Raw genomic sequence first — 25,348 nt, 5'->3', positions numbered from 1 at the left:
GGCGAACTTCTCCCAATCACACGCCGAAATGTTGGACGGCGTCAGCTAGTTGGGATGTTTCGCCATAAATCGGCGGTTGCATAGTACGGGCACAAGCATCGTGCGATGCGTACAGTGCATCGCTACCGCCTATTACAGGGGAAGACCGTTCCTGAGAATGTCCCGATATCCTTGTTCGGTCATCCAACGCGCGCGGGACAGGTGGCTGTCGTGTACGCGGCGGGCCCGCTCCGGCTCCTCCTTCGCGTCGATGCCAAGCAAAACCGACGACACCTCTTCCAGCGATGCTCCGGCATCGTTGGCGTCGAGAAGTCGCATGTAAAGCTTGAAGTGATCGCGATCATAGACGGTCACGGCCGCTTCGTTCGGCGGGGCATCTGCGATCGTAAGCGGGGTAGCGGGCATCGGTGTCCTGACGAGTGTGGTACAATTGTTAATGAACCGGAAACCATGACGCATGCAAGCGCCGACCGGTTGAAATGCCGCCGGGCGACGACTGCGGTGCGTGTGGGCCAGCCTATCGTCCGCGTATTATAATACGTCGCATCAAAATACGCGATCCGCATTTTACTTGCGGATGGATATTCGTGACGTTTTTGGAAAGAATCTCAAGCACTACCGGCTGAAAATCGGCATCAGCCAGGATGCGCTGGCAGCAAAGATGGGCGTCGACCGCGCCCATGTGAGTTCGATGGAGCGCGGCCAGCAGAACGTGACCATCATCACCCTTTGGCATGCGGCGCTCGCGCTTGACGTGAAGCCGGCTGCACTTCTCGACGATCAGGCTCAGGACTAAAGGCGCCCCGCCCACCGGGCGGGGCGCCGGAAGCGTCAGTCGCCGTTCTGGCGGCGGGAGCGCGACCAGATGAGGCTGAAGTTCTCTTCCCCCTCGATGGCGGTGTCGTCGAAGAGGTTGGCGTAGATCGGCGCGGTGAAACTCGGATCGTCGAGCTTGAGGCCCAGATAGTCGCGGCCCTCTTTCGAGCGCTTGGACCAGGCGGCGCCGATATCTGCGCTCCCGAAAACGACGCGGTGCGAGGGAGCGTTGTCGTTCGATGATCCCTCTTCGGGGACGATGCGGACATTCTTCGCCTGAACGTTCAGGGTGACGATCTCGCCGACGAACTCGTTGCCGGTCTTCTTGAAGGTTCCGATGGTGGCCATGTCATTTCTCCTTTTGGCTTTCGAGCCCGCGCCCGTCGCGGCCTCGATGGCGATCGGCACGGCCGGGACGACCGCCGACGCAGTCCTGGGACCCGGAGCACATGCGGAGGACGGCGGGGCCGGAGTTTCTTGACGCGCGAGGAATGGGCGACGCCCAGGGGATGAAAATCCGGCCCCGCCGTTGCGGCCAAGGCGGTCGAGGCGTCAGCCGATCCCGGCCAGATCAGTCCATGAGAGGCCGTGTCGGGCGTGGGTGATGAGGTTCAGGAGAACGCTGACGGCGGTCAGAGTACCGAGAACTACCGACAATATGTATAGAGTGACGATCACTCGTATCGGTCAGTAGAAGAACGACGTCATTTGGGAAATAGCAGATCGATAACGGTGCGAACTATCTTCGTCCAAAACGGCATCTGATCAGCCCCATTGTCAGCTCACAAATGTGGCAACAGCGCACCTTCTGTGGCGGACCTGATCTGATCTTTTTCTATTTGCTTTGAATTGTCATTGCGTCGGCTGCGACTGGAAGAGTGTCAAGGATCGTTTCAAGAGTTCGGCCTCTGCTTGACAGCGTATCGGCTGCATTCATACGCCAGAAAAGGTCGCCGTTTGGCGGAAGCGATATCTTCAATGTGCGGATGATCGTGATCGTCTCCTTTGACCAAGACCTGAAATCATCGAGCGACCAATAGCGAACCTTTTTAAGCGTAGGTTTTGCGCCGTGCCCGGCGGTGGTGCAGGGCGTTACAACAACTGCAACCATATCGAGATTATCCGCTTCGGGCTCATTTTCTTGTAGCCAGTCGGGATGCGTCGCGGCTTGCTTGGCCTTGGTGGCGCTAAAGACGGTACTCGCCTTTCCATCCGCATGGTCTTCGAACACGATGCCCATCGCCGATCCTAGCCACCACGGATCGGGCGCGGCGTCTCCCTTACCATTTCCCGTAACGAAGCCAAGCAAATCTCCGAGTTGGCGTTGGCCTTCCTCAAAGGTTTTGGGATCGGCTAGATTGTCGAGGATTGCCTTAACGCGCTTTTCAAATTTGTGCTCGCTCGCCGTTCCCAATGCTAGAAGGACGTTCTCCAACCGTTCTACCTGAACCGTGACCTCCTCCGAAGGCGTGTCCCCGGTGGACGTGATGGAGGTTTCGCCGCGAGTAAGCTGCGCGAGCCATGGGACACTTGGCGCTGAGTCTTTGGCGGCGATAAACTGCTCGCGCGCCGCCTTGTCCGCACCGTCGTCCGCGCTTTTTGAAAGCATCTGACTGACAGAGCCAGCGAGATAGTGCCAGAGCGCACGATATCCCTTTAACTCCGGCGCCGTGAGCTTTGACGTGATGGCGCGTGCCTCCTCTAGCGCACGCTCAAAGTCTTGAGACCAGAGCGCCCTTTGGTAAGCGACTTCGTGCCTGACAACCGCTTCCAGCTCGTTCATGGCCGGGTAAGGGTGCTGAACCTTGGTATCAGCATCGCTGACGATCTCGCCATTGGCCTCGTCCCAGCTCGCATCATTGTCGAAAAAACTTTTGAATGCCTCCATGAAGTCTGTCGGAGACACGCCCTTCGACTGATAAACGCCGAAATCCAGTTCGGCTTGGAGTTCAGGGTGGAAATGACGCCAGTTGCGGTCGTCGGCGAGATAGTCGAGGAGTTCGTGTCCGGTAACGAAAACCGCGGACCGATCCTGCAGAGCGCGGGTGCATCGACCAGCCGCCTGCAAAACGCGCGTCTGGGTGCGTTCATTCAGCAGCGCTGATGCGCCCATTTTGCTCATCAAAAACCGATCTTGAGCGTTGGTCGCCTTGGGTAATCCATCGAGACATAGGAGGCGGCATTCATCATTGGGGAAATCAATGCCGTCAAAGCGTCCGGCCATGATTGCAGCCGCCTTCTTTGATTTGATGAATTCCTCTTTGGACGTCTCGATGTCATCAGCGCTGAAGATCTCGAAATCATCTTCATTGTCGAATTGCTCAGCGATGGCCTCTGCTGCGACTGCATTCGGCGTCAAGACGACCGAGCGACCGGCATATTTCTGCATCCGTTTGCGCAACTTCTCGCAGGCATCGGGTTCGAGAGATAGGCCAGGAAAAATGAAAAATCTGCGCCCGACACCAGCCTTGCGAAAGTCTTCGGGCGCCTCGATACGCGCGATCTTTGCGCGTCCCGTCAGGCGTTCCAGATCGCCGCCTGCGCCAAGAGTCGCCGACATGTAGATGCGCTGCTTTGCATTGTGAAACGGAGCATGTGTCCAGGTCGGGGGCACCAATGGCCGGATAAGAATTTCGCGGGAAGCGAGGTAGATATGGCAGGCGTGAAGGTGATCGCGCAGCAAGGGCCAAGTGAACCGTACATCCTTGCTGGCATCCTTATGGGCGTCTAGGGCCGCTATTAGCTGAGGCGCGAGCTTGGTGACTGTCTCAGTCGGCAGTTTATCGACCCAGGTCGCGTCAAACCGGTCCTCCCAATCGCCGGTCAGGCGCGCATAGGATTGGCCGCTGATATAAGGCTTCACCACGCCAGCGAGGGCGGCGTGGAGCGACGATAGAGGCCCGTCAGCAGAGGGTATCTCAAGCGACCACATTTTGGCGATGTAGTTTTCCGCCGCATGCGTATCGTCGAGAAGGATCGTATCCGGATTGTTGAAAAACGGCGATGCGTTGAAGAGACTAGAATAGGTGGTGACCGCGATCTTCGCGCCAGTCGTGTAATCTGAAACATCCCCGGGTGCGTAGTCGCGATGCGATCCGGTAAAGCCGACTGCGTCAATGCCGTACTGCTTTTCCGCCTGCGCCACCGTCTGATTTACCAACTGACGGGTTGGGCACAGATAAACCACCCGATCCTTGAATTTACGCCGACGCCATTCGGCGATGAACAATCCGACAAGCGTCTTGCCGCTCCCGGTCGGGAGTTGCATGGCGACATCGGGTTGGTCGACCATGTCCTCCGCGTATACCGCAAGCATGTCCTTTTGGTGCGACATCGCATCGGGAATGGTGCGGCGCGTCAGGAGCGGGAGAAGTCCAACCGGCGTGGAGGGAGCGGCACTCCCAGGTTTTTTCTTTTTAAATGACATTGAAGATTGAGATACCTGGTTTGGCTGTCGTTTTGTGGCCGAGGAACGCCGATGTAGAGACTCGGCTGCAAGATAGCCTACACTTCAACCATTGTTCCAGTGGTTCCGTTGTCTGCAATGCTGCACATACAGAACAACCTCAAAATTGCGGCCGCTGTTGAAATCCGCAACTATTTTGGGGTGATGCGGGCATAATCGCGATTGAAGGACAGCATTTACACGGACTCACGCACCTCCGGTCCTGCCAGAGACGCCATGCGCGTCCAAGCGGTAACGCCCACGGTTATAGCGCCGATACTAGCGAAGACGAGCGTCCAAGTTTCACCTGCGTCGCCGGTTTCGGCGAGCCCATTGGCCGCGTGGAAACCGGCGACGCCAGCCGGCAAAGCATAGAGTGCGCCGAGCGAAAGACGAATGAGTGATGAGCGGATGGTTGCAAAGGCCATTTGTCCGAGAACAAGCGCCGTGACGCCGGCAAACAGGGCGAGAGCAATCGCGCCGAGCGGTCCCGCGCCGTTTTCGAACGCGTAGTAGCCAACCGTGATGGCGACAAAGAAGGGAAGCGCATAGACGGCCAGGTTGAACAGCAGCCAGCACAGAAAACCGAGCCCGATGATGCTCAAAAACGCGGAAAGGAACATGGGCGGTCTCCTTGTGGACGGAGCGCCTCTGCCAGCCGCCATGGCGCCATGGCGCCATTTGAAGCATAACGCAAAGCAGCGCGCCGGAAAGTACCGGCGCGCGCATCGGGTGATGCGTCCGATGCATCACGCTGGCTGCGTGGTGCGTTTCGGAGACCGGAAATCGAAGAGCGGCACACCGAGCTTTTTGGCTTTATCGGCCAGATTGTCGGTGATTCCGGACCCCGGAAAGAGGATGAGCCCGATGGGCATCGCCTCCAGGAGTGCGTCGTTGCGCTTGAACGGCGCGGCCTTGCCGTGGCGTTTCCAGTCGGGCCTGAAGACGATCTGCTGGCATTTTCGGGCGTCGGCCCAGCAAGCAGCGATCTTTTCGGCGCCTTTGGGCGATCCGCCATGCAGGAGCACCATATCATCATGCTTGGCTTTGACCCGGTCGAGCGCCGCCCAGATGGCGTGATGGTCGGTGACGTCGAGCCCGCCGGAGAAGGCGACCCGTGAGCCGGTCGGTAGGAGAGGTTCGATCTCGGTGCGCCGTTTTGCCGTCAGGTAGTCGCGGCTGTCGATCATGGCCGCGGTCAGCGTGCGATGACTGATCCGCGATCCTGAGTGCGGGCGCCAGGTCTGGCCGATATGGGTCTCGAAGTGATCGGCAGCGATGTCGCGCATGAGTTCATAGGCATTGCGCCGCTCGATCAGCGTGACGCCCTGTGCTGTCAGGGCTTCGAGCTCGACAGAGCGCACTTCCGATCCGTCCTGTTTGCGCTGCGAGCGTTTCTGGGCCTGTTCGTTGTCGTCGAGTTCGCGGTCGACGCGGGAGGCTGTGCGATGGAACAGATTCGTCACGGACCAGAGCAGGTCTTCGAGGTCCGGTTCCAGACGCGTATCGCTCAGCGTTGCGGCGAGTGCGTCGAAGATGTCGGCCATCGCAGCCTGGAGGGCATCGGTTTCGGGCAAGGGTCTCGGATCGAGCTCGTCGGCGAAAGGCCGGTAGCCGTAGAGCTGCAATTCTTCGAGCACGACGGCGGTTGCGGAACTGGCCATTGGTTCGGTGGTCTCGGCTGTCATGGGATCATCTCCTGTTCGGCATGGGCCGCGCCTCTCGCGGCCTTCCCGAGCGACGGAAAAGCGGGGGCTGGCCGGGACTGCACCGCCGATCCCGGCGGCCGGAGCCAAAGGCGGAGGACGGCGGAGGCGGCGCTCTTTTGTTTCGCGCTGCAAAGCCGGGCGCAGATATGGTTTGTGTCCCCACGCGAAACGCGTGGGGTGGGCCCGGCGGCGGAAAAGAGCGCCGCCGCAGCCGTTGCTGGCCCGGCCGGGCTCCGCTCCGTCTTGCTCCTCTCGGAAGGCCGAAGGCGTGGCTTTCGGACAAGGAGACGACGATGCAGGCGAGAACGGCGACAGGCCTGCTCAACTGCTCAGGGATCGCAGAAAAGCAGCCGGGATAAGTCGGCCGTGGCCAGTTGCTGACTGAGATGCACCCGGAGTTTATCCCGCCCGAGCTTGCGGAGGTCTTCGTTGAAATCATCGCCAAGGGGAGCAAACCGGATCGTCTCGATGCCGACGGCATCTGCGCGTTCCGTCAGTTTGTCAGCCGCCATGGCGCCTGCTTCGTCGGCGTCGGCCGCGATATAGAGACGCCGAAGCCCTGCCGGCAGGATCAGCGCGGCGAGATGGTTGGCCGATAACGCGGCGATGACCGGCAAGTCGGGTAACCCCATGCGCAGTGACAGCGTGCTTTCCAGCCCTTCGCCGGCAGCAAGAATGTCGGTCGCGGCCCCGATCCGCACGCCATGGCCGAGCAGATTCCCCATGGCCTTGCGCGGCGGGTCGAGCGGCGCCTTGCGTGCTGTCGCCGGATCGAGCCAGGTCCGATGGATGCCGGTGAGATTGCCGTGTCCGTCCGTGACTTTCGCAAGCAAGGCTGGCCAGGTCTCTGGCAACGCCTCTTTCGGCTGTCCTTCGCGCCAATAGTAGCAATGCGGATGAAACCGCAGCGCTGGCGCATCGCCAAGTGCGGCAAGACCGCGTCGATGGAGATAGCGCTCGGCGAGCGTTCCGCTGATCGGTCTTCCCATGGCGAAGAGACGACGCGCTGCCTCCGGCGATCCGGCGGGTGCGGATTGTCGCGCACGGCGTGGCGGTTCGGGGCGCGGCAGGCTCAGAAAGCGCCGCGCCTCGTCAAGTGTCTCACCTAAAGACTGGAGATGTCGCGCGCTGGCGATCAGGTCGAGGAGGTCGCCATGCTCGCCCGTGGCGGCGTCGGCCCATTTCCCGGCGGCGCCAGGGCCGTGAGCCGGTCCTGTCAAACGGACATAGAGACTGCGACCGGGTGTGTTCCGGGCGTCGCCGACGATCCAGTAGCGGCCCTGCTTGCGGCCATTGGAAAGATAGTGACGGCAGACGGCCTCCGCTTCGCGCCCGAGCCGTCGCGTAATATCGGATGCTGTATCAGTCATGCGCGCCTCCATATCGACAGCAAAAAAAGAAGGAGCCCGCCACGATGGGCGGGCTCCAGGGGCGTCTGCGGGAGCCACGGGGGAATGGCTCCCGGTCACTCGGCCGCGGTGGCGAAGGCGTTGCCGGTGACAGGTCCATCATCGGTGACGACGGCGGAAACGCCCATGGCCGTTTCGCCGCCGTTTGCCGCCGATAGCGCTTCACCCTCGGGCGAAAGCGGCATACGCAGCACTTCGGGCAGCCAGCCGGTTCCGTCGAGAAGCTCTTCGGCCGCTGCGATCATGTCCGGCTTCTTGAGACCCGCAATGCGGTCGGCAGCCTCGTCGCCCTTGGCTTCGCGAACGGCGTCCAGAATGCGGGCCTTGGTGACGCGCGCGAGATAGGTCTCGCCCGTCGGCGTCCAGCCGGCCGCCGCCATGTCGAGCCCGAGCGTTGCGGCGAGCACGTCCGCATGGGCAAGCGCCCGCGGGCGGCGGTTATAGGGCTCGTGGACGGCATTGACGGTCATGGCGACGCAATGCGCGAACAGCGCCTCACGGCTGTCGCTGTCGAAACCGACCAGCGCGTCCCACAGATTTTCAGGCCCCTTGGGAAGTGCAGCGAGCCAGCTTTCGGTGCGGGCGTCCACACTGAGCACATAGGCCGTGTCGCCAAGACCCGGCGCCTGAGCGCCAAAACCGGCACTGTGCGGCGTGATCTCGACGCAGCTATCCAGCGGATAGTGATAGAAGAGCCGCAGCGTCATCGCGTGCAGAGCCGCGAGGAATGCCGTCTGCGGATCGTTGGCGAGCGCGTCGCGCAGGGCGAGCGTACGATGCGCCGTCAGTTCCATGACGAGGCGATCGGAGAGCGGCTTCAGGCCGTCCTCTTCCTCTTCGGTCTCTTCGCTGGATTCCGTGGTCGTGGCGTCATCAACCTCCTCATCGGCGGAAGCATCTGTCACATCAGCCCCATCCTGCCCATCGGTCTCGACCGGGGGTTCGTCCTCGGGGCGGACATAGCCGCGCTCCACGCGCAAGCGACCGTCGTGGCCGATGCTGACGAAGACGCCGGCCATGGCGATTTCGTCCGGCTCGAAGCGGACGGGCCGCTCCTGCAAGGCTTCCATCGCCGTTTCGATCTCGCCGAGCCGGATGTCGATCTCTTCCGGGAACTCTTCGGTGTCGGCGTATTCGTCTTCGAGCTTGTCGTATTCAGCCTTGAGCGCTTCTAAGCTGGCGATCTCGTCCTCGCCCATCGGCTCGGTCTCGCCGATAATCCGGCGCAGACCGTAGGTGTGGCCGTAGGGGAAGTCGGTGCCGATCTCGATCCACTTCCAGCCTTCGGCGCGGATCGCTTGCGCCTCCCGCTCGAGCTTGTCGTCGACGAGCTTCGCAAGCAGGCCGGCGTCCTGCAGCCAACCGCCATCATCGGACTGGAAGAGATCGCGCAGGATGACGCCGCCGGCGGCCTCATAGGCGTCGAGCCCGACGAACTGCGCCCGGCGATCGGAAGCGCGCACGGCGCCTTCGGTCAGCATGCGGCGGATCTCAAAGGGCTGCTTCGCATAGGTCTTCTTGATCGATTCCCAGACCTGTTCCTGGCGCTCATGATCGGGATTGACTGTGAAGGCCATGAGTTGGTCGAGGGTCATCTCCTCTTCCGCATAGGCGTCGAGGAGCGACGGCGAGACGGCGGCGAGCTTGAGCCGCTGCTTGACGACATTCGCCGAGACGAAGAAGGCCGCCGCGATCTCTTCCTCGCTCTTGCCTTTCTCCCGCATCGCCTGGAAGGCGCGGAACTGGTCGAGCGGATGGAGCGGCGCACGCTGAACATTCTCGGCGAGGCTGTCTTCTTCAGCCAGGCCGTCCGTGCGCACGATGCAGGGCACGGGCGCGGTGCGATTGAGCCGCTTCTGCTTCACCAGCAGTTCGAGCGCCCGGTAGCGGCGTCCGCCGGCCGGGATCTCGAACATGCCGGTTTCCGTGCCGTCCTCGTCCAGCACCGGCCGAACCGTGATCGAGGATAAAAGTGTGCGCCGGGCGATATCCTCGGCCAGCTCCTCGATCGAGACGCCGGCCTTGAAGCGCCGGACATTGGACTGGCTGAGCACCAGCTTATTGAAAGGGATGTCGCGCGAGGCGCTGAGGGTGATTTTCTGAGACTTGGTCATGTCAGTTCTCCATGACGGGCTGGCCGAAAGCCTCTCTCTCAGCCTCCAAACCCGTCACGAAAAACCCGGCCCGCCTCTTCCTCTCGAGGAAGCGACGGACCGGGTAAGCAAAGCACCGATTTCAGACTACGCCGCGCGCTCCAGGAGTTTCTTCGCCTTGCCCTCCATATCGAGCCGGGCGTCCTGCTGAGGCTTCGACCGGGCCACGGCAGTGATGCCCTGCACGAAGTCGAACACGGACTCTGGCGGGCGGCCTTCCTCGACAAGGACCGTCTCGACGATCCTGGCCGTCTCCGCCTTGGAGAAGCCCCGCTTGCGGAGGAAATCGGTGCGGTCGTCGTCACTGCGGGCGACGATCCGCTCGCGCGCCGCACGGATACCTTCGACGAAGGGGCGTGGCGAGGAGTCGGCGAAGCGGGTCAGCGCCGGCGCCGCCTCGTGCGCGAAGCGATTGGCGGCGTATTTGGAATGCCGGATGCTGATTTCCTGAAAGTCCTCGACACCCCAGAGATTGCGGTTCTGGCACACAGCGCGCAGATAGAAGCTGGCGATACCGAGCGTCTTGGCGCCAACTTCCGAGTTCCAGCAATAAAAGCCCCGGAAATAAAGGTCCGGCGATCCGTCCGGCAGCTTGCCCGCCTCGATCGGATTCATGTCGTCGACCAGAAAGAGGAAGACGTCGCGGTCCGAGGCGTAGAGCGTCGTCGTGTCCTTGGTGATGTCGACCATCGGGTTGTAGGTGCCGCTCGACCAGTCGAGCGTGCCGGGCACTTTCCAGCGCGTATCGCCGGTGCCGTTGCCTGCGATCTTCTGCACGGCGTCGACGAGTTCATGGTCGTAGATGCGGCCATAGTCCGGCCCGGTGACAGCGCGCAGCTCTGTGCGCCCGTCCGCGGTCTCCAGCGTCTTGATCTGCTCGGCGCGATGCGAGGTGAGCCCATACTGCAGGTTGATGCCAGCAAGCGGTGCCGGAAGCTGGCGCAGATAGGCCGCCGGCGCGCTGACCAGGCTGGCGAGCTGGCCGAAGCTCCAATGGGTCGGCGCGACCGGCGCCTCGGCGTCCGGCAGGATGAGCGCGAGGCTTTCCGGATCGTCGCGATGCGCCTCGACGCGGATCGCCGCGCTCTCGACCGTCCGCGTGCGGCTACGCGCGGCGCGGGATTTCACCGAGGCGTAAAGCTCCGACAGGGACAGATAACGCTCGTCATCGGGCCGCGAAAACCATTCCGAGGAGACACGGCCGATCCGCTCTCCGCGCGAGATATCGACTTTGTAGTCGTCGCTCGCGTCGCGCCGGCCGTCCAGGGTTTCAAGGTTGGTCATGGGTCAATCTCCGCGACGGGCCGGCCGGGAGCCTCTCTCTCGACCTCCAAACCCGTCACGGCGAAAGCCGCCGAACTCTTACTCTCTTAAGCGCGTCAAGCTGCGATCACGTATCGGAACATGGGTCCGCCAATATCGCCCTCCCTAACTCTTCAGGATGGGTCAACGCCAGCATATGCGGCGCATCCGGGAGGATGGCGAAGTCGCGTCGGGAAGCCGGGATCAGGCCTTCCATCAGGCTGGGCGGCGTGGACTGGTCGGATTCCCCGGCGATGATCCGTATCGGCGTGCGGATGTCGCCAAGCCTGCCGTCGAGGGATATTCCGGCCAAGGTGCGCCAGGCGGCGCTCCAATCGGAAATGGACGCACGGCGCACGCAGTTGCGGGCATAGCGCACGGCCCAGCCGTTCCTGGCCAGATCGCTGGCGCGGAACCAGCGCGCGAGGCTCGGAACGACCTGCGCCTCCATGCCAGCCGTTTCGGCAGCGCGGGCGCGCTCCTCGAAAGCGGGGAAAGACCACGCCGTCGCCGCGATGACCGTCAGGCCCTCGACCAGATCGGGCCGCCGGAGCGCCAGTTCCAGGGCAATGGAGCCGCCGAGCGACAGCCCGGCGACATGGGCCTGCGGCAGTTCAAGTCGATCCAGCAGATCGGCCACATCCTCGGCGTAATGCGCGAGGTCGCGGACCTGCGGTGCGAAGGTTGCTCTTCCAAACCCGCGCAGATCGAAGGCAATCACCCGGTAGTGCGGTGTGAGCAGCGGAATGACGTGCGACCACATCCGCCAGTCCAGGCCGAGCGCATGGAGCAGCACCATGGGCGGCCCATCGCCGCCGCTGTCGAACACGCGGGTCGCATGGTCGCGCAGGCGGAAAGGCTGGGCGACGAGCAGCTTCTCCCCGCGATCCTTCAGCACTTCGCGGGCGATCCGCAGCATGGTCAATGCACGCGGATAGCCGGCATAGACCGAGACATGCTCGGCGCTGGCGACGATCTCCTCGGGGGTGAGGCCGCAATCGAGCGCGAACCCGAGATGCGTGCGCAATTGGCTCTCGCAACCGCCCATGGCGCCCAGCATGGCGATGGTGGCAAGCTCCCGCGCACCATAGCCAAGCGCCGGATCGGCGATCACCGACCCAAAGGCATGGGTGACGAGATTGTTTACCAGTTGCGGGGAATGGCTGCCGACCGTCGCAAGAATACCCTCCATCGCCTCGCCGGTGATGGCCTGCATCGCGTGGCGTCCGATCGCCGAAACCTGATCTGTGCTGTCCATCGAAAGGCTCATACGTTGACGCCCTTCATGCCTTCGGCGGTGTAACGCTCGCCGGTGAAGCTTCCCGGCGCATAGGCGCGGTCAAGTCTGGCGATGTCATCGGCCGACAGACGCAGACTGGCGGCTGCGATATTCTGTTCGAGATAGCTCAGCCGCTTGGTGCCAGGGATTGCAAACACGCCTTTGGCCAGCACCCAGGCGAGCGCGACCTGCGAAGGCGTCGCCTCGCGTTGATCTGCGATGGTGCGGAGCGTATCGAGACGGTCGAGATTTTCCTCCATCGTCGTGCCGGTGAAGCGCGGCAGGTTGCGGCGGACATCGCTTTCGGAGAGATTGTCGAGATCGAACGTGCCCGACAGCAATCCGCGCCCCAGTGGGCTGTAGGCGACAAAGGCGATACCCAGCTCCCGGCAGGTGGGCAGTATCTCAGCCTCCATGTCGCGGGTGGTCAGCGAATATTCGCTCTGCACGGCCGTGACCGGATGGACGGCATGGGCGCGGCGCAGGGTTTCGGCGGAGACCTCGCTGAAGCCGATGCGCGCAATCTTGCCCGCCTGCACCAGATCGGCAAGCGCCGCCATCGTTTCTTCGATGGGCCGCCCCGCTTCGGCACGGTGGACATAGTAGAGATCGATCCGCTCGACACCGAGACGCTGCAGTGATGCGTCACAGGCCTGGCGAATATAGTCCGGGCTGTTGTCGATCGTGCGGGCGTATTCGCCAGACGCCTTGCGGATGCCGACCTTGGTGGCGATGAAGGTCTTTGCGCCTCCATCGTTCAGGAAGCGGGCGAGGAGTTCTTCATTGTGCCCGTTGCCATACATGTCGGCGGTGTCGAACATCCGCACACCCAGTTCGTGGGCGCGGCGGAGCACGGCCAGCGACTGTTCGTCGTCGGTCTCGCCATAGAATTCGGACATGCCCATGCAGCCAAGACCGAGCACGGGCAGTTTCGGGCCATCGGTTCCGAGAGGAAGGGTGGGGATCATCGCTTTGCTCCAATCTGTCGTGTGCGAAGACATTTGGTAGGCGAATCCTCTGTTGAAAATTCTTCATATCGACATGCCATCTGTGCAAGAGTGATCAGATGGATTGGCGCGATCTGCATGTTCTCGCGGTGCTGCACCGCGAAGGCTCACTGGCTGGCGCGGCCCGCGCGCTGGGCGTGAACCATGCCACGGTGTCGCGCCGGATCGCCGCATTGGAGGAGAGCATTGGCCACAAGCTGGTGCGCCGTCTCGCCCGCTCCACGCCGCTGACCGACAAGGGGCGCGAGATTGCAGAAGTTGCCCTGGATATGGAACATCAGGCGCATCGGATCGAGCGCCTCGTTCACGCCGCGCAAGGCACGCTGACTGGCCGCGTAAGGCTGACGGCACCGCCGGTGCTCGTCAGCGAAATCATCATTCCCGCCCTGCACGACCTGCGCGCCGCGCATCCCGGTCTGCAGATCGTGCTGTCGGCCAACTCACATCTGGCCTCGCTCGATAGCGGCGAGGCCGATCTGGCCGTGCGCATGGTCGAGCCGCAGGGGCGGCAGAACATCGTCCGCCGAATCGGCTCGGTAACCTTCGCGCTTTATGCCAGTCCGGAGGTCGCCGGGCTTCCACCGCACCAGTGGCGCTTCATCGCTTTCGACGAAACGCTCGCTCATGTGCCGCAGCAACGCTGGCTGGAAGAGTTCGCCGGAGACCGGCCGCTTGACCTCTTGACCGGTGACTTCCACAGCCAGCGCGCCGCCGCGGAGGCCGGGCTGGGCGTCGCGCTGTTGCCATGCGTCATGGCGGAGCGAGACCGAAATCTCGTGCGCGTCGTCCAGGAGCAGCCCGAAGCACGCCCTGTATGGCTGGTCATTCACACCGACCTGAAGAATGCGCCCGCCGTGCGCGCCGTGGCTGACCTTCTAATCGGGGCCATTTGGTAGATGCTGCTCTCACAACGCCTGTCGCTCAGGTATGCAGCGCTAATCCCCGCGTCAGGGATGAAAGCCCGAGAGGGGGAAGGCCCGTGAGGGGCTTCCGCCCCGCCGACAGCCCGGCCCGGAGGGAGACGCCCCCCTTCCTTGCTGCCCGGATCAGAGCCTTGTGGTCGGCTTGACCAACGCTTTGTCTTTTCCTTCACCGTTCTGTGTGATACAAAACCACACACTACGGATACTGAAGTGCGAGAATATATATCGATGCCCCAGACCCCATCCCAGCGCGAGATTGCCCACGATCTGCTCGCGACGCATGGGATACTGCGCCTTGCGGAGCTTCGGGACGCCGGAGTGACCGCGGCAACGGTCAGCCGCATGGAGAAGGATGGCGAGGTGATCCGCCTGGCGCGAGGGCTCTACCAGCTTCCCGACGCAGAGCTCGACGCAAACCACAGCCTCGCCGAGGCGGCCAAGCGTTTCCCCAAGGGCGTGATCTGCCTCGTCTCGGCGCTCGCCTTTCATGGACTCACGGATCAGCTTCCGAAGAAGGTGTGGATGGCGATCGGTCGGAACGACTGGACGCCGAAGCCGAGCGACATGCCGATCCGTGTTCTGCGTTTCTCCGACGATCTACTTGCCGACAGCGTGGAAACCCATGTGATCGAAGGCGTATCGGTAAAGGTGTTCGGCGTGGCGAAGACCGTCGCGGACTGCTTCCGCCATCGCGGCAAGATCGGTCTGCCCGTCGCGCTCGAAGGTCTGCAAGAGGCTCTGCGTCAACGTAAAGCCACGCCGGCCGAGATCGCCAGGGCTGCTGATATAGGCGGGGTCGGCACGGTGATCCGCCCCTATCTGGAGGCGCTGACCGCCAATGGCTAAGGAGATGAAGAATATTGGCGCCTCGGTGCGCGCGCGGCTCCTCAACCTCTCCAAGGCGAAGGGACAGAGCTTCGATCTGGTGCTCACGCGCTTTGCGCTGGAGCGCCTCCTGTTCCGGCTCAGCCAGTCACCCCAAGCCGACCGCTTCGTGCTGAAAGGCGCGATGCTGATGATGAGCTGGTTCGACGATCCGCACCGCGGGACGCGCGATCTCGATCTGCTGGGGTTCGGTGACCCGAGCGAAGCCGCGATGCTGGCGACGTTCCGGGACATCCTCGCTCAGGACGCCGAAGACGGCGTCGTGTTCGATCCAGACACGCTCCGCATCGATCGCATTCGCGAGGAGCTCGACTATGGCGGTCTCCGGCTGCGTGCGATCGCTTCGGTCGGCGGCGCCCAGATCAACCTCACGATCGACATCGGCTTTGGCGATGCGCTGGAGCCTGGAGCGGAAGTCGTCGACTACCCCGCCATGCTCGACTTCCCCCCGCCGAGGCTGCGTGCCTATGCGCGAGAGACGGTCATCGCCGAGAAATTCCAGGCGATGGTGGCGCTGGGCCGGGCGAACAGCCGGATGAAGGACTTCTACGACATCTGGGTTCTCAGCCGGTCGTTCAGCTTCGATGATGACAGGCTTGCGCAGGCTATCGCGGCGACTTTCGCGCGGCGCAAGACACCGATACCGACCGAGCTGCCCGATGCGCTCACCCCGGCATTTGCGGCGGATGAACAGAAGCAGCGGCAGTGGCGCGCCTTTGTCGAAGACCTTTCCGTGAATCCTGGCGAATTGGGCGACGTGGTAGGAGAGCTAAGAGTTTTTCTTATGCCTTACGCCTCCGTCGCGAGAGCGATCTGAAGACAAGGCGGACTGATCCGTCCGACGCGCCGACGCAAGGGTCGTGATTTCGACCGCGGATATAGTGGGGTTACACGACACCCCACTTTCTCCTACACATATGTGTATCCATTGGCTACACTGCACCGATGGAAAAGGATGTCGGGCTACGCATCAGGGTACAGCGTGAGCTGCGCGAGCAGTTCGTGGCCGCCTGCCGTGCCGAAGACAAGCCGGCCGCGCAAGTGATACGCGAATTTATGCGCTCATACGTGAGCGACCAAAAGCGGTCGCAAGTCGTTGCCGACTCGACCAACAAGAATACGATGGGGTCGCATGGCAATAAAGAAATCTGAAATCTATCGTTCGCTCTGGGCAAGCTGCGACGCGCTTCGCGGCGGCATGGATGCGAGCCAATATAAGGACTACGTGCTCTCGCTGCTGTTCATCAAATACATCAGCGACAAGTATGCAGGCGAGCCCTACGCCCCGATCACCGTACCGGATGGCGCAAGTTTCGCCGACATGGTGGCGCTCAAGGGAAAGCCGGATATTGGCGACCAGATCAACAAGAAGATCATCGCCCCGCTTGCGAGCGAGAACCAGCAGCTCTCACAGGCCGACTTCCCTGACTTCAACGACTCGGTGAAGCTCGGCGACGGGAAGGAGAAGGCCGATCGTCTCACCAACCTGATTGCGATCTTCGAAAGCCCTTCCCTCGATTTCAAGGGCAACCGCGCGGACGGCGATGATATTCTGGGCGATGCCTATGAATATCTCATGCGTCACTTCGCGACCGAGAGTGGCAAGAGCAAGGGGCAGTTTTACACGCCGTCTGAGGTTAGCCGTGTGATGTCGCAGTTGCTTGGTATCAAGGATGCCGCCACCAGCTCCCAGACCACCGTGTATGACCCGACGTGCGGCTCGGGCTCTCTGCTGCTGAAGGTAGGAGACCAGGCCGGGACTTCAGTCACCTTGTACGGGCAGGAAAAGGATGCTGCGACGAGTGGTCTCGCCCGTATGAACATGATCCTGCACGACTACCCGACTGCCGAAATCCGGCAGGGTAACTCGCTGGCCGACCCCAAGTTTTTGGATGGCGAAGGCCTAAAGACCTTTGACTACGTCGTCGCTAATCCTCCGTTCAGCGACAAGCGGTGGACCACCGGTCTCGATCCCGCAAATGATCCGTATGAGCGGTTCAAAGGTTACGGCACTCCGCCGGCCAAGCAGGGCGACTACGCCTACCTCCTGCATATCATCCGTTCCCTGAAGAGCACGGGCAAAGGCGCGTGCATTCTGCCGCACGGCGTTCTGTTCCGCGGCAACGCCGAGGCGGAAATTCGCCGCAAGCTCGTGCGCAAGGGCTACATCCGCGCGATCATCGGCCTGCCGGCCAACCTGTTTTACGGCACCGGCATTCCCGCCTGCATTGTCGTGATCGACAAGGAAGGCGCTCACGCCCGCAAGGGCATTTTCATGATCGACGCCAGTCAAGGCTTCATCAAGGACGGTCCTAAGAACCGGCTTCGTTCCCAGGACATCCATCGCATCGTCGATACCTTCTGGAAGGGCAAGGACGTTCCCGGCTATGCCCGCATGGTGCCGCTGGAAGAGATTGAAAAGAAGAACGATTTCAACCTCAACCTGCCCCGCTACATCGACAGCCAGAAGGAAGAGGACCGGCAGGATATCGAGGGGCATCTGCGCGGCGGCATCCCCGCCGCCGATGTCGATGCCCTGCAACCCTACTGGGATGTCTACCCAACGATGAAGCAAGACCTGATTGGCGAATGCCGACCTGGTTATTTCGAGCTCAAGATAGACAAAACCGATGTCCGTCCGACGATTTTCGCGCACCCGGAATTCGTCGCGTTCCGCGAAGCGATGCGCGCGCACTACGACCAGTGGCGTGAGCGCACGGCATCGTATCTCATGGGTCTCGACGCCGGCTGCGATCCCAAGCAGGTGATCTTCGATATCTCAGAGGATTCGCTCGCTCACTACACCGGCAAGCCGCTGGTCGATAAGTACGATATCTATCAGCACCTGATGGATTACTGGTCGGAGACGATGCAGGACGATTGCTATCTGCTCGCGGCCGACGGCTGGAAAGCCGAAACGTACCGGATCATCGAAGAAGGTAAAAACGGCAAGCAGAAGGACAAAGGCTGGGCCTGCGACCTCGTGCCGAAGGAATATGTCGTTGCGCGGTTCTTCGCTGATGAACAGGCCAAGATTGACCGGATGGCCAGGGAGCTGGAAATCGTAGAGGCCGAGAAAACCGACCTGGAGGAAGAGCAGGGCGGCGAAGACGGCGCTTTCGCTGAGCTCGAAAAGGTCAACAAGGGCAACGTCAATGCACGCCTGAAGGAGATCAAAGGGGACACTGACGCCGCTGAAGAAGAGGCCGCGCTGAGGAACTGGCTGAAGTTATTCAACAGCGAGAGCGATCTGAAGAAGAGGATCAAGGAAGCCGAGGTTGCGCTCGACAAGGCCGCCTATGATAAATATCCCGAACTGACGGCCGACGAGATTAAGGCGCTTGCCGTCGATGACAAGTGGCTCGCTTCGGTTCAGGCGATGATCGAGGACGAGATGGACCGCATCAGCCATTCGCTGGCCGAGCGGGTCAAGGTTCTCGCCGAGCGGTATGAGATTACCCTGCCGGACATAACGGCGCGCGTAGCAAACTTGGAATCGAAGGTGGATCAACATCTGGAACGGATGGGGTTCGCGTGGTGAACGACTTAGCAGTACGGGCAGACACGGCGCGGCGGTGTGCCGAAGCGAAATTCCATTTCAAGGATACGGATGCTGGTTCAATCCCCTCGGATTGGAATGCAGCTTATGTCGAAGACCTAGCTACGATCACCACAGGAGGCCGGAACACTCAGGATCGTGTTGAAGGCGGCGACTACCCATTCTTCGTTCGCTCACAGAAGGTCGAGCGCATAAACAGTTATTCCTTCGATAAAGAAGCCGTACTCACTGCCGGGGATGGTGTTGGAACGGGAAAGATATTTCACTACATAAATGGCAAGTTCGATGCGCATCAGCGCGTTTACGTGATTTCCGACTTTTCTGAACGGATTTCCGCGTACTATTTCTATCTGGTATTCGCGTCCAACTTCTATGACCGCATAATGCAGATGACGGCCAAGTCATCTGTAGATTCTGTGCGCCGCGAGATGATCGCGAGAATGGCGATAGCTCTCCCTTCTCGCATTGAACAGGAGGCAATCACAGAAGCTGTACGCGACGCCGATGCCCTCATCGATTCACTTGAACAACTGATTGCGAAGAAGCGCCTGGTCAAGCAGGGCGCGATGCAGGAACTGCTTGCCGGTCGAAGGCGGCTTCCAGGGTTCGACGGGGAATGGCATGAAGCTCAGCTTGCGAAAGTAGCGCCTCTGCAACGTGGTTTCGACCTTCCCAACTCTCGACTTGAGGATGGCCCATTCCCTGTTGCTTATTCGAATGGCGTGCTGAACTCACATCGAGAGTACATGGTAAAAGGACCGGGCGTTGTGACGGGGCGTTCAGGCACATTGGGAAGAGTATTTTTTATTGATAATGATTTTTGGCCGCACAATACGACACTTTGGGTAACTCAATTCAATGGAAACGATCCCAAGTTTATCTTTTATTTGTACGAGTTCATCGGTTTTGCGCGCTTCGCGAGTGGCTCGGGTGTTCCAACCTTAAACCGAAACGACGCCCATGCTTACCGAGTAAAACTGCCACCTACTCGCAATGAGCAGGCCGCTATTTCAACAGTCTTGAGCGATTTGGATGCCGAGTTGGAAGCGCTTGACACTCGCCTTGAGAAAGCTCGCCAGCTCAAAAAAGGCATGATGCAGGAGCTGCTGACGGGGAGGGTGCGGCTGGTATGAAGATTTCGACGATTCTTGATCACATCGACAATGGGCACATGGCGCTTCCTGAGTTCCAGCGGGGTTACGTCTGGAACCGGGATCAGGTGCGAGGCTTATTCGATTCGCTGTATCGTCGGCATCCTGTCGGCGGCCTTCTGGTATGGGCAACAGAGTCCCAGACCGCTGCCCATCGTGGTGACGGCCCGTTGGCTGCCGGTGTGGTGAAGTTGCTGCTGGACGGCCAGCAGCGCATGACTTCGCTTTATGGCGTCGTGCGAGGACGGCCCCCGCAGTTCTTCGACGGCAATGCTCAGGCGTTCACAGGGTTGCGCTTTCATCTGGAGGCCGAGACGTTCGCGTTCTACCAGCCGGTCAAGATGAAGGACGATCCGCTCTGGATCGATGTCACAGAGCTCATGAGCCGGGGGCATGAGGGCCATGAGCAGCTTGTCGAACAGCTCGCAGAGCACCCGGATATCGGTACAAGAGCGGTGAAATATTCCGGGCGGATTTCCCGGCTACTAGGCATTCTTGAAACCGACCTGCACATCGAGGAAGTCACCGGCGCCGACAAGACGCTCGAAGTCGTGGTAGACATATTCAACCGCGTTAATAGCGGGGAACCAAGCTATCGAAGGGCGATCTTGCGCTTGCGAAAATTTGCTCCGACTGGCCGGAAGCTCGTGACACGATGAAGGCGAAGCTCAAGGACTGGTCGGTGGCAGGCTATAATTTCAATCTCGACCGGCTGCTGCGGTCGGTGAATACCGCGCTCACAGGCGAAGCCAAATTTCAATTCCTGCATGACAAGAGCGCTGAGGAAATTCAAGACGGGCTGAAGCGAGCGAACAAGCATATCGACCGCTGCCTGAACATGATCGGCGGGCGCCTCGGTCTGGATCACGATCAGGTGCTGTTCGGTCGGTTCGCTATCCCCGTCATGGTCCGCTATCTGGACCAACGCAGTGGCCAGATGAATGAGCAGGAACGCGACAAGCTGCTCTTTTGGTTCGTGCAGGCCGGGATGTGGGGACGGTTTTCCGGTTCGGTAGAGTCTTCCATTGACCAAGACCTCGCTGCGTTGGAAGGACCGGATGGCGGCCTCGATAAGTTGCTGGAGCAACTTCGCTTGTGGCACGGCAGCTTGCGCGTTGAGCCGGGGCACTTCACCGGCTGGAGTCTCGGTGCGCGCTTTTACCCTGTGCTTTACCTGCTGACACGCATGGGTGAAGCAAAGGATTGGGGTTCCGGGCTGCCGCTGAAGGCCGGCATGCTCGGCAAAATGAGTAGCCTCGAAGTCCATCACATCTTTCCGAAGTCGCAACTTTACAAGCGCGACTTCAAACGCGCTGAGGTGAATGCGCTTGCGAACTTCTGTTTTCTGACCAAAGACACCAATCTGGTCATCAGCGACAGGTTGCCCGAGGGATACTTTCCGGAAGTCGAGAAAGCCCATCCCGGCGCGCTCGCCTCCCAATGGATTCCGGCTGACCCCGCGCTTTGGAAGATGGATCGGTTCCGCGACTTTCTCGAAGTACGCAAGGAATTGCTTGCCGCTGAAGTCAACACGCGGATGGAAGCGCTTCTGCATGGTGACAACCGCTGGCTTTCCGGTGCTCCGACACCTGCGCCGTCGCGCGACTTGCCTATTGGCGGGATCGCCAGCGAGGAGGAAGAGGACGAGCTCGAAGCGGTCAATGATTGGATCGAATCGCAAGGCCATCCGCGCGGGGTTCTCGCCTTCGACTGCGCCGATCCCGAGAGTGGGGTGCAGAAGGCCGTCTTCGACCTTGCCTGGCCGAACGGCATACAGGAAGAGCTCAGCCAGCCGGTCGCGCTGCTGCTCAACGAAGGTAGCGACGTAATCGCCATCGCGAACCAGGCAGGATATCGCTGCTTCGTTTCGGTGCCGGAGTTCAAGCGCTATGTGCAGACGGAAATCCTTGCTCGAGAGGAACCAGCATGAGCGATGTGCGTAAGGCGGAGAGGGCAACCCAGCGGCGCGTGATTGAGCTTTTTCGCGATCAACTTGGCTATCGCTTTCTCGGCGACTGGTCGGACCGGGCCGGCAACAGCGACATTGAAGAAGAGCATCTCACCGCCTGGCTTGATGGGCGGGGTTATACGGCGGCGCAAATCAGCGCCGCGCTGCTGCGGCTGCGGACCGAGGCGACCAATAGCAGCCGGAGCCTTTATGCCAACAACGAGGCCGTCTATGGGCTCTTGCGCTATGGAGTGGCCGTGAAGGTCGAGGCGGGCAAGCCGTCCGAAACCGTGCACCTGATCGACTGGAAAGAGCCGCTCAAGAACGATTTTTTTGTTGCGGAAGAGGTGACGTTAAATGGCGGCCATGAGCGGCGGCCCGATCTCGTTCTGTATGTGAACGGCATTGCCGTTGGCGTGCTTGAACTGAAGAACAGTCGCGTCAGCATCGGCGATGGTATCCGGCAGAGCCTCTCCAACCAGCGGCCCGAATTCAATGCGTGGTTCTTTTCCACGGTGCAGTTTGTCTTCGCCGGCAATGACACCGAGGGGCTGCAATACGGCGCCATCGGCACGCCGGAGAAATACTTCCTGAAGTGGAAGGAGGACGAGCAGGAGGACGACGGCTACAAGCTGGACAAGTATCTTGCGAAGCTCTGTCGCAAGGAGCGGCTGATCGAGTTGATGCGGGATTTCATCCTGTTCGACGCCGGGGTGAAGAAGCTGCCCCGCCCGCACCAGTATTTCGGGATTAAGGAAGCGCAGGAATTCGCGAGCCGCCGCGAGGGGGGCATCATCTGGCACACCCAGGGTTCCGGCAAGAGCATCGTCATGGTGCTGCTGGCGAAGTGGATTCTTGAGAACAATCCGAACGCGCGCATTGCGATCATCACCGACCGCGATGAACTCGACAAGCAGATCGAAGGCGTGTTCGAGGGCGTCGGCGAGCCGATCGCACGGGCTAAGAGCGGGCGCGATCTTTTGGCCAAGCTCGGCGAAGCGACGCCGCGGCTGCTCTGCTCGCTCGTGCACAAGTTCGGCAAGCGCGATGTCGAGGACTTCGACGCCTGGATCAAAGACATGGAAGGGCAGCCGAGCCCGACCGTGGGCGAGATATTCGTGTTCGTGGACGAGTGCCACCGGACCCAGAGTGGCAAGCTGCACCGCGCCATGAAGGCAATGATGCCGAACGCCGTTTTCGTCGGCTTCACCGGAACGCCGCTGCTGAAACGCGACCGGGCGACGACGCTGGAAGTCTTCGGCCGCTACATTCATACCTACAAGTTCAGCGAGGCGGTCGAGGACGAGGTCGTGCTCGATCTTGTCTATGAAGCCCGCGACATCGATCAGCGCCTCGGCTCGGAAGAGAAGATCGAAGGCTGGTTTGAGGCCAAGACCAAAGGCCTCAACGACTGGCAGAAGGACGAGCTGCGCAAGCGCTGGGGCACGATGCAGAGCGTGCTTAGTTCGCGCTCGCGCATGAACCGCGTGGTCGCGGATGTGCTGTTTGACTTCAGCGTCCAGCCGCGCCTTTCGAGCCAGCGCGGCAATGCCATTCTGGTGGCGTCGAGCATCTTTGAAGCCTGCCGCTACTTCGAGCTGTTTCAGAGCACCACGCTAAAAGGGAAGTGCGCCCTCATCACCTCCTACAATCCGAATGCGCAGGACGTGACCAGGGAGGAGATCGGCGCGAATACCGAAACCGACAAGCAGTACATCTACAACACCTACACCGCGCTGCTGAAAGATGTGGTGCCGCAAGGCGGCAAGACGAAGACCGAAACTTACGAGGACGAGGCGAAGGTGCTGTTCGTAAAGCAGCCGGCCAACATGAAGCTGCTGATCGTGGTGGACAAGCTGCTGACCGGGTTTGACGCGCCGGCCTGCACGTACCTCTACATTGACAAGTCGATGCAGGATCACGGGCTCTTCCAGGCGATCTGCCGGACCAACAGGCTTGACGGCGATGACAAGGAGTTCGGCTACATCGTCGATTACAAGGACCTGTTCAAGAAGGTCGAGAATGCGATTGCCGTCTATTCGTCCGAACTGGATGACAGCGCGCCTGGCGGTTCGCCGGAAGTGCTATTGCAGGACCGCCTGACGAAGGGCCGCGAGCGGCTGGAAGATGCGCTCGAAGCCATCGAAGTGCTATGCGAGCCGGTCGAGCCGCCGAAGGGCGATCTCGACTACATCCACTATTTTTGCGGCAACACCGAAATCTCGTCAGACCTGCTGGAGCGTGAGCCGCAGCGCGCGATGCTTTACAAGACCGTCGCCAGTCTTGTGCGCGCCTATGCCGGTATAGCCGATGAGATGGAAGAAGCAGGGTACGACCAGGCCGACATCAAGCGGATCAAAGACCGGGTTGAGCACTACCTTGCCATTCGCGACATCGTCCGCAACGCCAGCGGCGAAACGCTCGACCTGAAGGCGTATGAAGCCGACATGCGCCACCTGATTGATACCTATATCGAGGCGGACGAGCCGAGGAAGATTTCTCCGTTCGATGAAATCAGCCTGCTCGACCTGATCGTCAAATCTGGCATCGCCGATGCCATCGCCTCGCGGCTGGGCAGCCTGAAGGGCAACAAGGACGCCATCGCCGAGACGATCGAGAACAACGTTCGCAGCAAGATCATCAAGGAGCATCTGAACGATCCTGCCTTCTATGACAGCATGGCGGCACTGCTGAGCGAGATCATCAGGAACCGGCGCGAGAAGGCGATCCAGTACGAGGAATATCTCAGGCAAATCGCCGCGTTGATTAACCGCGTCGATGCGGGCAAGGCCGACAGCACGCCGCCGCGCCTCGACACGCCCGGCAAGCGCGCCCTCTACAACAACCTCGAGAACGATGAAGAGCTGGCGTTGCGGCTGGATCTGGCGGTCAGGACGAATGCGCCTGACGGCTGGCGCGGTGTCGAACCGAAGGAGCGCGTCATCAAGCAATCCCTCTACCGGGAGCTTGGCGACAAGGACGAGGTCGAGCGCGTCTTTCTCATCATCAAGGCCCAGAAGGAGTATTGATGATCAGCGAATTGCAGCTTGGCGATCTCTCAGTCGATGTGGTGCTGAAGGACATCAAGAATGTCCATCTCAGCGTTCACCCGCCGACTGGCCGCGTGCGCATCGCCGCGCCCTGCAATATGAGTGAGGACGCGATCCGGCTGTTCGCGATTTCAAAGCTGGGCTGGATTAAGCGCCATCAGCGCCGGCAACAGGCGCAGGAGCGCGAAACCCCGCGGGAATATATCGAACGCGAGAGCCATTACCTCTGGGGGCGGCGCTATCTTCTGCGCATAGTCGAGGGCGCTTCACGCAGCTACGTCGCAAGAAGCCATCGTCACATCGAGCTTGGCATTCCTGCCGGGACCGATCTTGAGAAGCGGCGCGCCTTGCTCGACGGCTGGTACCGCGAAGAACTGCGCGGGGCGGCGGCGGCGCTGATCGACCGGCAGCAGCAGCAGCTTGGCGTAAAGGTGCGGCGCTTTTTCATTCAGCGCATGAAGACGAAGTGGGGCGGCAGCAGCCCGCAGCGCGGAACCATCCGTCTAAATCTGGAGCTGGCCAAGAAAGACACTGAGTGCCTAGATTACGTGATCCTGCACGAGCTCGCGCACTTCATCGTGCCCGACCATAGCGAAGGGTTCATCACACTACTCGACCAGCACATGCCGAATTGGCGGCAGGTGAAGAAGCACTTGAACGACCTTCCACTGGGGGAGTGGCCGCCAAACAAATAGAAACGTAACGGGGGGCT

Annotated in this window: 21 protein-coding genes; 11 read left to right on the top strand and 10 right to left on the bottom strand. The window is 60.8% G+C overall.

Going from position 1 to position 25,348, the window contains the following annotated elements; genetic code table 11:
• Positions 1 to 132: 132 nt before the first annotated feature.
• A complete protein-coding gene (locus HW532_RS08575) occupies positions 133 to 405 on the bottom strand; it encodes a DNA -binding domain-containing protein (RefSeq protein ID WP_213163979.1) in 273 nt (90 codons plus the stop codon).
• Between the two features lie 172 nt (positions 406 to 577).
• Here HW532_RS08575 and HW532_RS08570 point away from each other — a divergent pair, with 172 nt between their 5' ends.
• A complete protein-coding gene (locus HW532_RS08570; protein WP_213163978.1) occupies positions 578 to 796 on the top strand; it encodes a helix-turn-helix domain-containing protein in 219 nt (72 codons plus the stop codon).
• A gap of 35 nt (positions 797 to 831) precedes the next feature.
• Here the strand turns inward: HW532_RS08570 and HW532_RS08565 are convergent, their stop codons facing one another.
• The 9 genes from HW532_RS08565 to HW532_RS08525 all read right to left on the bottom strand — a co-directional run bounded on the left by HW532_RS08565 (position 832) and on the right by HW532_RS08525 (position 13,081).
• Positions 832 to 1,164 (bottom strand): DUF736 domain-containing protein, encoded by a 333-nt coding sequence (locus tag HW532_RS08565; RefSeq protein WP_213163977.1) that lies wholly within the window; start codon positions 1,162 to 1,164, stop codon positions 832 to 834.
• Between the two features lie 487 nt (positions 1,165 to 1,651).
• Positions 1,652 to 4,243 (bottom strand): DEAD/DEAH box helicase, encoded by a 2,592-nt coding sequence (locus tag HW532_RS08560; protein ID WP_213163976.1) that lies wholly within the window; start codon positions 4,241 to 4,243, stop codon positions 1,652 to 1,654.
• Between the two features lie 215 nt (positions 4,244 to 4,458).
• Positions 4,459 to 4,884, bottom strand: coding sequence for a hypothetical protein (locus tag HW532_RS08555; RefSeq protein WP_213163975.1), 426 nt, complete (start codon positions 4,882 to 4,884; stop codon positions 4,459 to 4,461).
• 126 nt (positions 4,885 to 5,010) lie between these two features.
• Complete coding sequence (locus tag HW532_RS08550) at positions 5,011 to 5,949, bottom strand: DUF2493 domain-containing protein (protein ID WP_213163974.1); 939 nt, start codon at positions 5,947 to 5,949, stop codon at positions 5,011 to 5,013.
• 350 nt (positions 5,950 to 6,299) lie between these two features.
• Entirely contained in the window at positions 6,300 to 7,340 is a 1,041-nt protein-coding gene (locus HW532_RS08545; RefSeq protein WP_213163973.1) for a DUF7146 domain-containing protein, read from the bottom strand.
• A gap of 95 nt (positions 7,341 to 7,435) precedes the next feature.
• The gene (locus HW532_RS08540) at positions 7,436 to 9,493 is read right to left on the bottom strand and encodes a ParB/RepB/Spo0J family partition protein (protein WP_213163972.1); all 2,058 of its coding nucleotides are present in this window, start codon (positions 9,491 to 9,493) and stop codon (positions 7,436 to 7,438) included.
• Positions 9,494 to 9,619: 126 nt separating this feature from the next.
• The gene (locus tag HW532_RS08535; protein ID WP_213163971.1) at positions 9,620 to 10,816 is read right to left on the bottom strand and encodes a DUF932 domain-containing protein; all 1,197 of its coding nucleotides are present in this window, start codon (positions 10,814 to 10,816) and stop codon (positions 9,620 to 9,622) included.
• A 106-nt stretch (positions 10,817 to 10,922) separates the two neighbouring features.
• Positions 10,923 to 12,092, bottom strand: coding sequence for an alpha/beta hydrolase (locus tag HW532_RS08530; RefSeq protein ID WP_213163970.1), 1,170 nt, complete (start codon positions 12,090 to 12,092; stop codon positions 10,923 to 10,925).
• Positions 12,093 to 12,100: 8 nt separating this feature from the next.
• Positions 12,101 to 13,081: an aldo/keto reductase gene (locus tag HW532_RS08525; protein WP_213163969.1), complete on the bottom strand. Its 981-nt coding sequence runs from the start codon at positions 13,079 to 13,081 to the stop codon at positions 12,101 to 12,103.
• A gap of 98 nt (positions 13,082 to 13,179) precedes the next feature.
• Here HW532_RS08525 and HW532_RS08520 point away from each other — a divergent pair, with 98 nt between their 5' ends.
• From HW532_RS08520 to HW532_RS08480, 10 genes are all read left to right on the top strand, one after another.
• The gene (locus HW532_RS08520) at positions 13,180 to 14,016 is read left to right on the top strand and encodes a LysR family transcriptional regulator (protein ID WP_213163968.1); all 837 of its coding nucleotides are present in this window, start codon (positions 13,180 to 13,182) and stop codon (positions 14,014 to 14,016) included.
• A 255-nt stretch (positions 14,017 to 14,271) separates the two neighbouring features.
• The gene (locus HW532_RS08515; RefSeq protein WP_213163967.1) at positions 14,272 to 14,889 is read left to right on the top strand and encodes a type IV toxin-antitoxin system AbiEi family antitoxin domain-containing protein; all 618 of its coding nucleotides are present in this window, start codon (positions 14,272 to 14,274) and stop codon (positions 14,887 to 14,889) included.
• A complete protein-coding gene (locus HW532_RS08510; protein ID WP_213163966.1) occupies positions 14,882 to 15,745 on the top strand; it encodes a nucleotidyl transferase AbiEii/AbiGii toxin family protein in 864 nt (287 codons plus the stop codon). The genes HW532_RS08515 and HW532_RS08510 overlap by 8 nt, the downstream gene beginning before the upstream one ends.
• A 128-nt stretch (positions 15,746 to 15,873) precedes the next feature.
• Complete coding sequence (locus HW532_RS08505) at positions 15,874 to 16,080, top strand: hypothetical protein (RefSeq protein ID WP_054522784.1); 207 nt, start codon at positions 15,874 to 15,876, stop codon at positions 16,078 to 16,080.
• Complete coding sequence (locus HW532_RS08500) at positions 16,061 to 18,469, top strand: type I restriction-modification system subunit M (RefSeq protein ID WP_213163965.1); 2,409 nt, start codon at positions 16,061 to 16,063, stop codon at positions 18,467 to 18,469. Before HW532_RS08505 ends, HW532_RS08500 begins: the two co-directional genes overlap by 20 nt.
• Complete coding sequence (locus tag HW532_RS08495) at positions 18,463 to 19,620, top strand: restriction endonuclease subunit S (protein ID WP_213163964.1); 1,158 nt, start codon at positions 18,463 to 18,465, stop codon at positions 19,618 to 19,620. Before HW532_RS08500 ends, HW532_RS08495 begins: the two co-directional genes overlap by 7 nt.
• Positions 19,617 to 20,297, top strand: coding sequence for a DUF262 domain-containing protein (locus HW532_RS22090; RefSeq protein ID WP_246479742.1), 681 nt, complete (start codon positions 19,617 to 19,619; stop codon positions 20,295 to 20,297). The genes HW532_RS08495 and HW532_RS22090 overlap by 4 nt, the downstream gene beginning before the upstream one ends.
• On the top strand, positions 20,294 to 21,568 hold the full coding sequence (locus HW532_RS08490) for a hypothetical protein (RefSeq protein WP_246479740.1): 1,275 nt from the start codon (positions 20,294 to 20,296) through the stop codon (positions 21,566 to 21,568). Before HW532_RS22090 ends, HW532_RS08490 begins: the two co-directional genes overlap by 4 nt.
• On the top strand, positions 21,565 to 24,615 hold the full coding sequence (locus HW532_RS08485; RefSeq protein WP_213163963.1) for a type I restriction endonuclease subunit R: 3,051 nt from the start codon (positions 21,565 to 21,567) through the stop codon (positions 24,613 to 24,615). The genes HW532_RS08490 and HW532_RS08485 overlap by 4 nt, the downstream gene beginning before the upstream one ends.
• Positions 24,615 to 25,331: a M48 family metallopeptidase gene (locus HW532_RS08480; protein WP_213163962.1), complete on the top strand. Its 717-nt coding sequence runs from the start codon at positions 24,615 to 24,617 to the stop codon at positions 25,329 to 25,331. Before HW532_RS08485 ends, HW532_RS08480 begins: the two co-directional genes overlap by 1 nt.
• Positions 25,332 to 25,348 lie beyond the last annotated feature (17 nt).

Origin of the sequence: Kaustia mangrovi (assembly GCF_015482775.1) — a bacterium.
Classification (GTDB): Bacteria; Pseudomonadota; Alphaproteobacteria; order Rhizobiales; family Im1; genus Kaustia; species Kaustia mangrovi.
This window is presented reverse-complemented; position numbering and strand designations above follow the sequence as displayed.

Bases quoted from the DNA above. Each gene is read 5' to 3' on its own strand.
- HW532_RS08575 (WP_213163979.1), bottom strand. From the start codon at position 405: ATGCCCGCTACCCCGCTTACGATCGCAGATGCCCCGCCGAACGAAGCG.
- HW532_RS08570 (WP_213163978.1), top strand. From the start codon at position 578: ATGGATATTCGTGACGTTTTTGGAAAGAATCTCAAGCACTACCGGCTG.
- HW532_RS08565 (WP_213163977.1), bottom strand. From the start codon at position 1,164: ATGGCCACCATCGGAACCTTCAAGAAGACCGGCAACGAGTTCGTCGGC.
- HW532_RS08560 (WP_213163976.1), bottom strand. From the start codon at position 4,243: ATGTCATTTAAAAAGAAAAAACCTGGGAGTGCCGCTCCCTCCACGCCG.
- HW532_RS08555 (WP_213163975.1), bottom strand. From the start codon at position 4,884: ATGTTCCTTTCCGCGTTTTTGAGCATCATCGGGCTCGGTTTTCTGTGC.
- HW532_RS08550 (WP_213163974.1), bottom strand. From the start codon at position 5,949: ATGACAGCCGAGACCACCGAACCAATGGCCAGTTCCGCAACCGCCGTC.
- HW532_RS08545 (WP_213163973.1), bottom strand. From the start codon at position 7,340: ATGACTGATACAGCATCCGATATTACGCGACGGCTCGGGCGCGAAGCG.
- HW532_RS08540 (WP_213163972.1), bottom strand. From the start codon at position 9,493: ATGACCAAGTCTCAGAAAATCACCCTCAGCGCCTCGCGCGACATCCCT.
- HW532_RS08535 (WP_213163971.1), bottom strand. From the start codon at position 10,816: ATGACCAACCTTGAAACCCTGGACGGCCGGCGCGACGCGAGCGACGAC.
- HW532_RS08530 (WP_213163970.1), bottom strand. From the start codon at position 12,092: ATGGACAGCACAGATCAGGTTTCGGCGATCGGACGCCACGCGATGCAG.
- HW532_RS08525 (WP_213163969.1), bottom strand. From the start codon at position 13,081: ATGATCCCCACCCTTCCTCTCGGAACCGATGGCCCGAAACTGCCCGTG.
- HW532_RS08520 (WP_213163968.1), top strand. From the start codon at position 13,180: ATGGATTGGCGCGATCTGCATGTTCTCGCGGTGCTGCACCGCGAAGGC.
- HW532_RS08515 (WP_213163967.1), top strand. From the start codon at position 14,272: ATGCCCCAGACCCCATCCCAGCGCGAGATTGCCCACGATCTGCTCGCG.
- HW532_RS08510 (WP_213163966.1), top strand. From the start codon at position 14,882: ATGGCTAAGGAGATGAAGAATATTGGCGCCTCGGTGCGCGCGCGGCTC.
- HW532_RS08505 (WP_054522784.1), top strand. From the start codon at position 15,874: ATGGAAAAGGATGTCGGGCTACGCATCAGGGTACAGCGTGAGCTGCGC.
- HW532_RS08500 (WP_213163965.1), top strand. From the start codon at position 16,061: ATGGCAATAAAGAAATCTGAAATCTATCGTTCGCTCTGGGCAAGCTGC.
- HW532_RS22090 (WP_246479742.1), top strand. From the start codon at position 19,617: ATGAAGATTTCGACGATTCTTGATCACATCGACAATGGGCACATGGCG.
- HW532_RS08490 (WP_246479740.1), top strand. From the start codon at position 20,294: ATGAAGGCGAAGCTCAAGGACTGGTCGGTGGCAGGCTATAATTTCAAT.
- HW532_RS08485 (WP_213163963.1), top strand. From the start codon at position 21,565: ATGAGCGATGTGCGTAAGGCGGAGAGGGCAACCCAGCGGCGCGTGATT.
- HW532_RS08480 (WP_213163962.1), top strand. From the start codon at position 24,615: ATGATCAGCGAATTGCAGCTTGGCGATCTCTCAGTCGATGTGGTGCTG.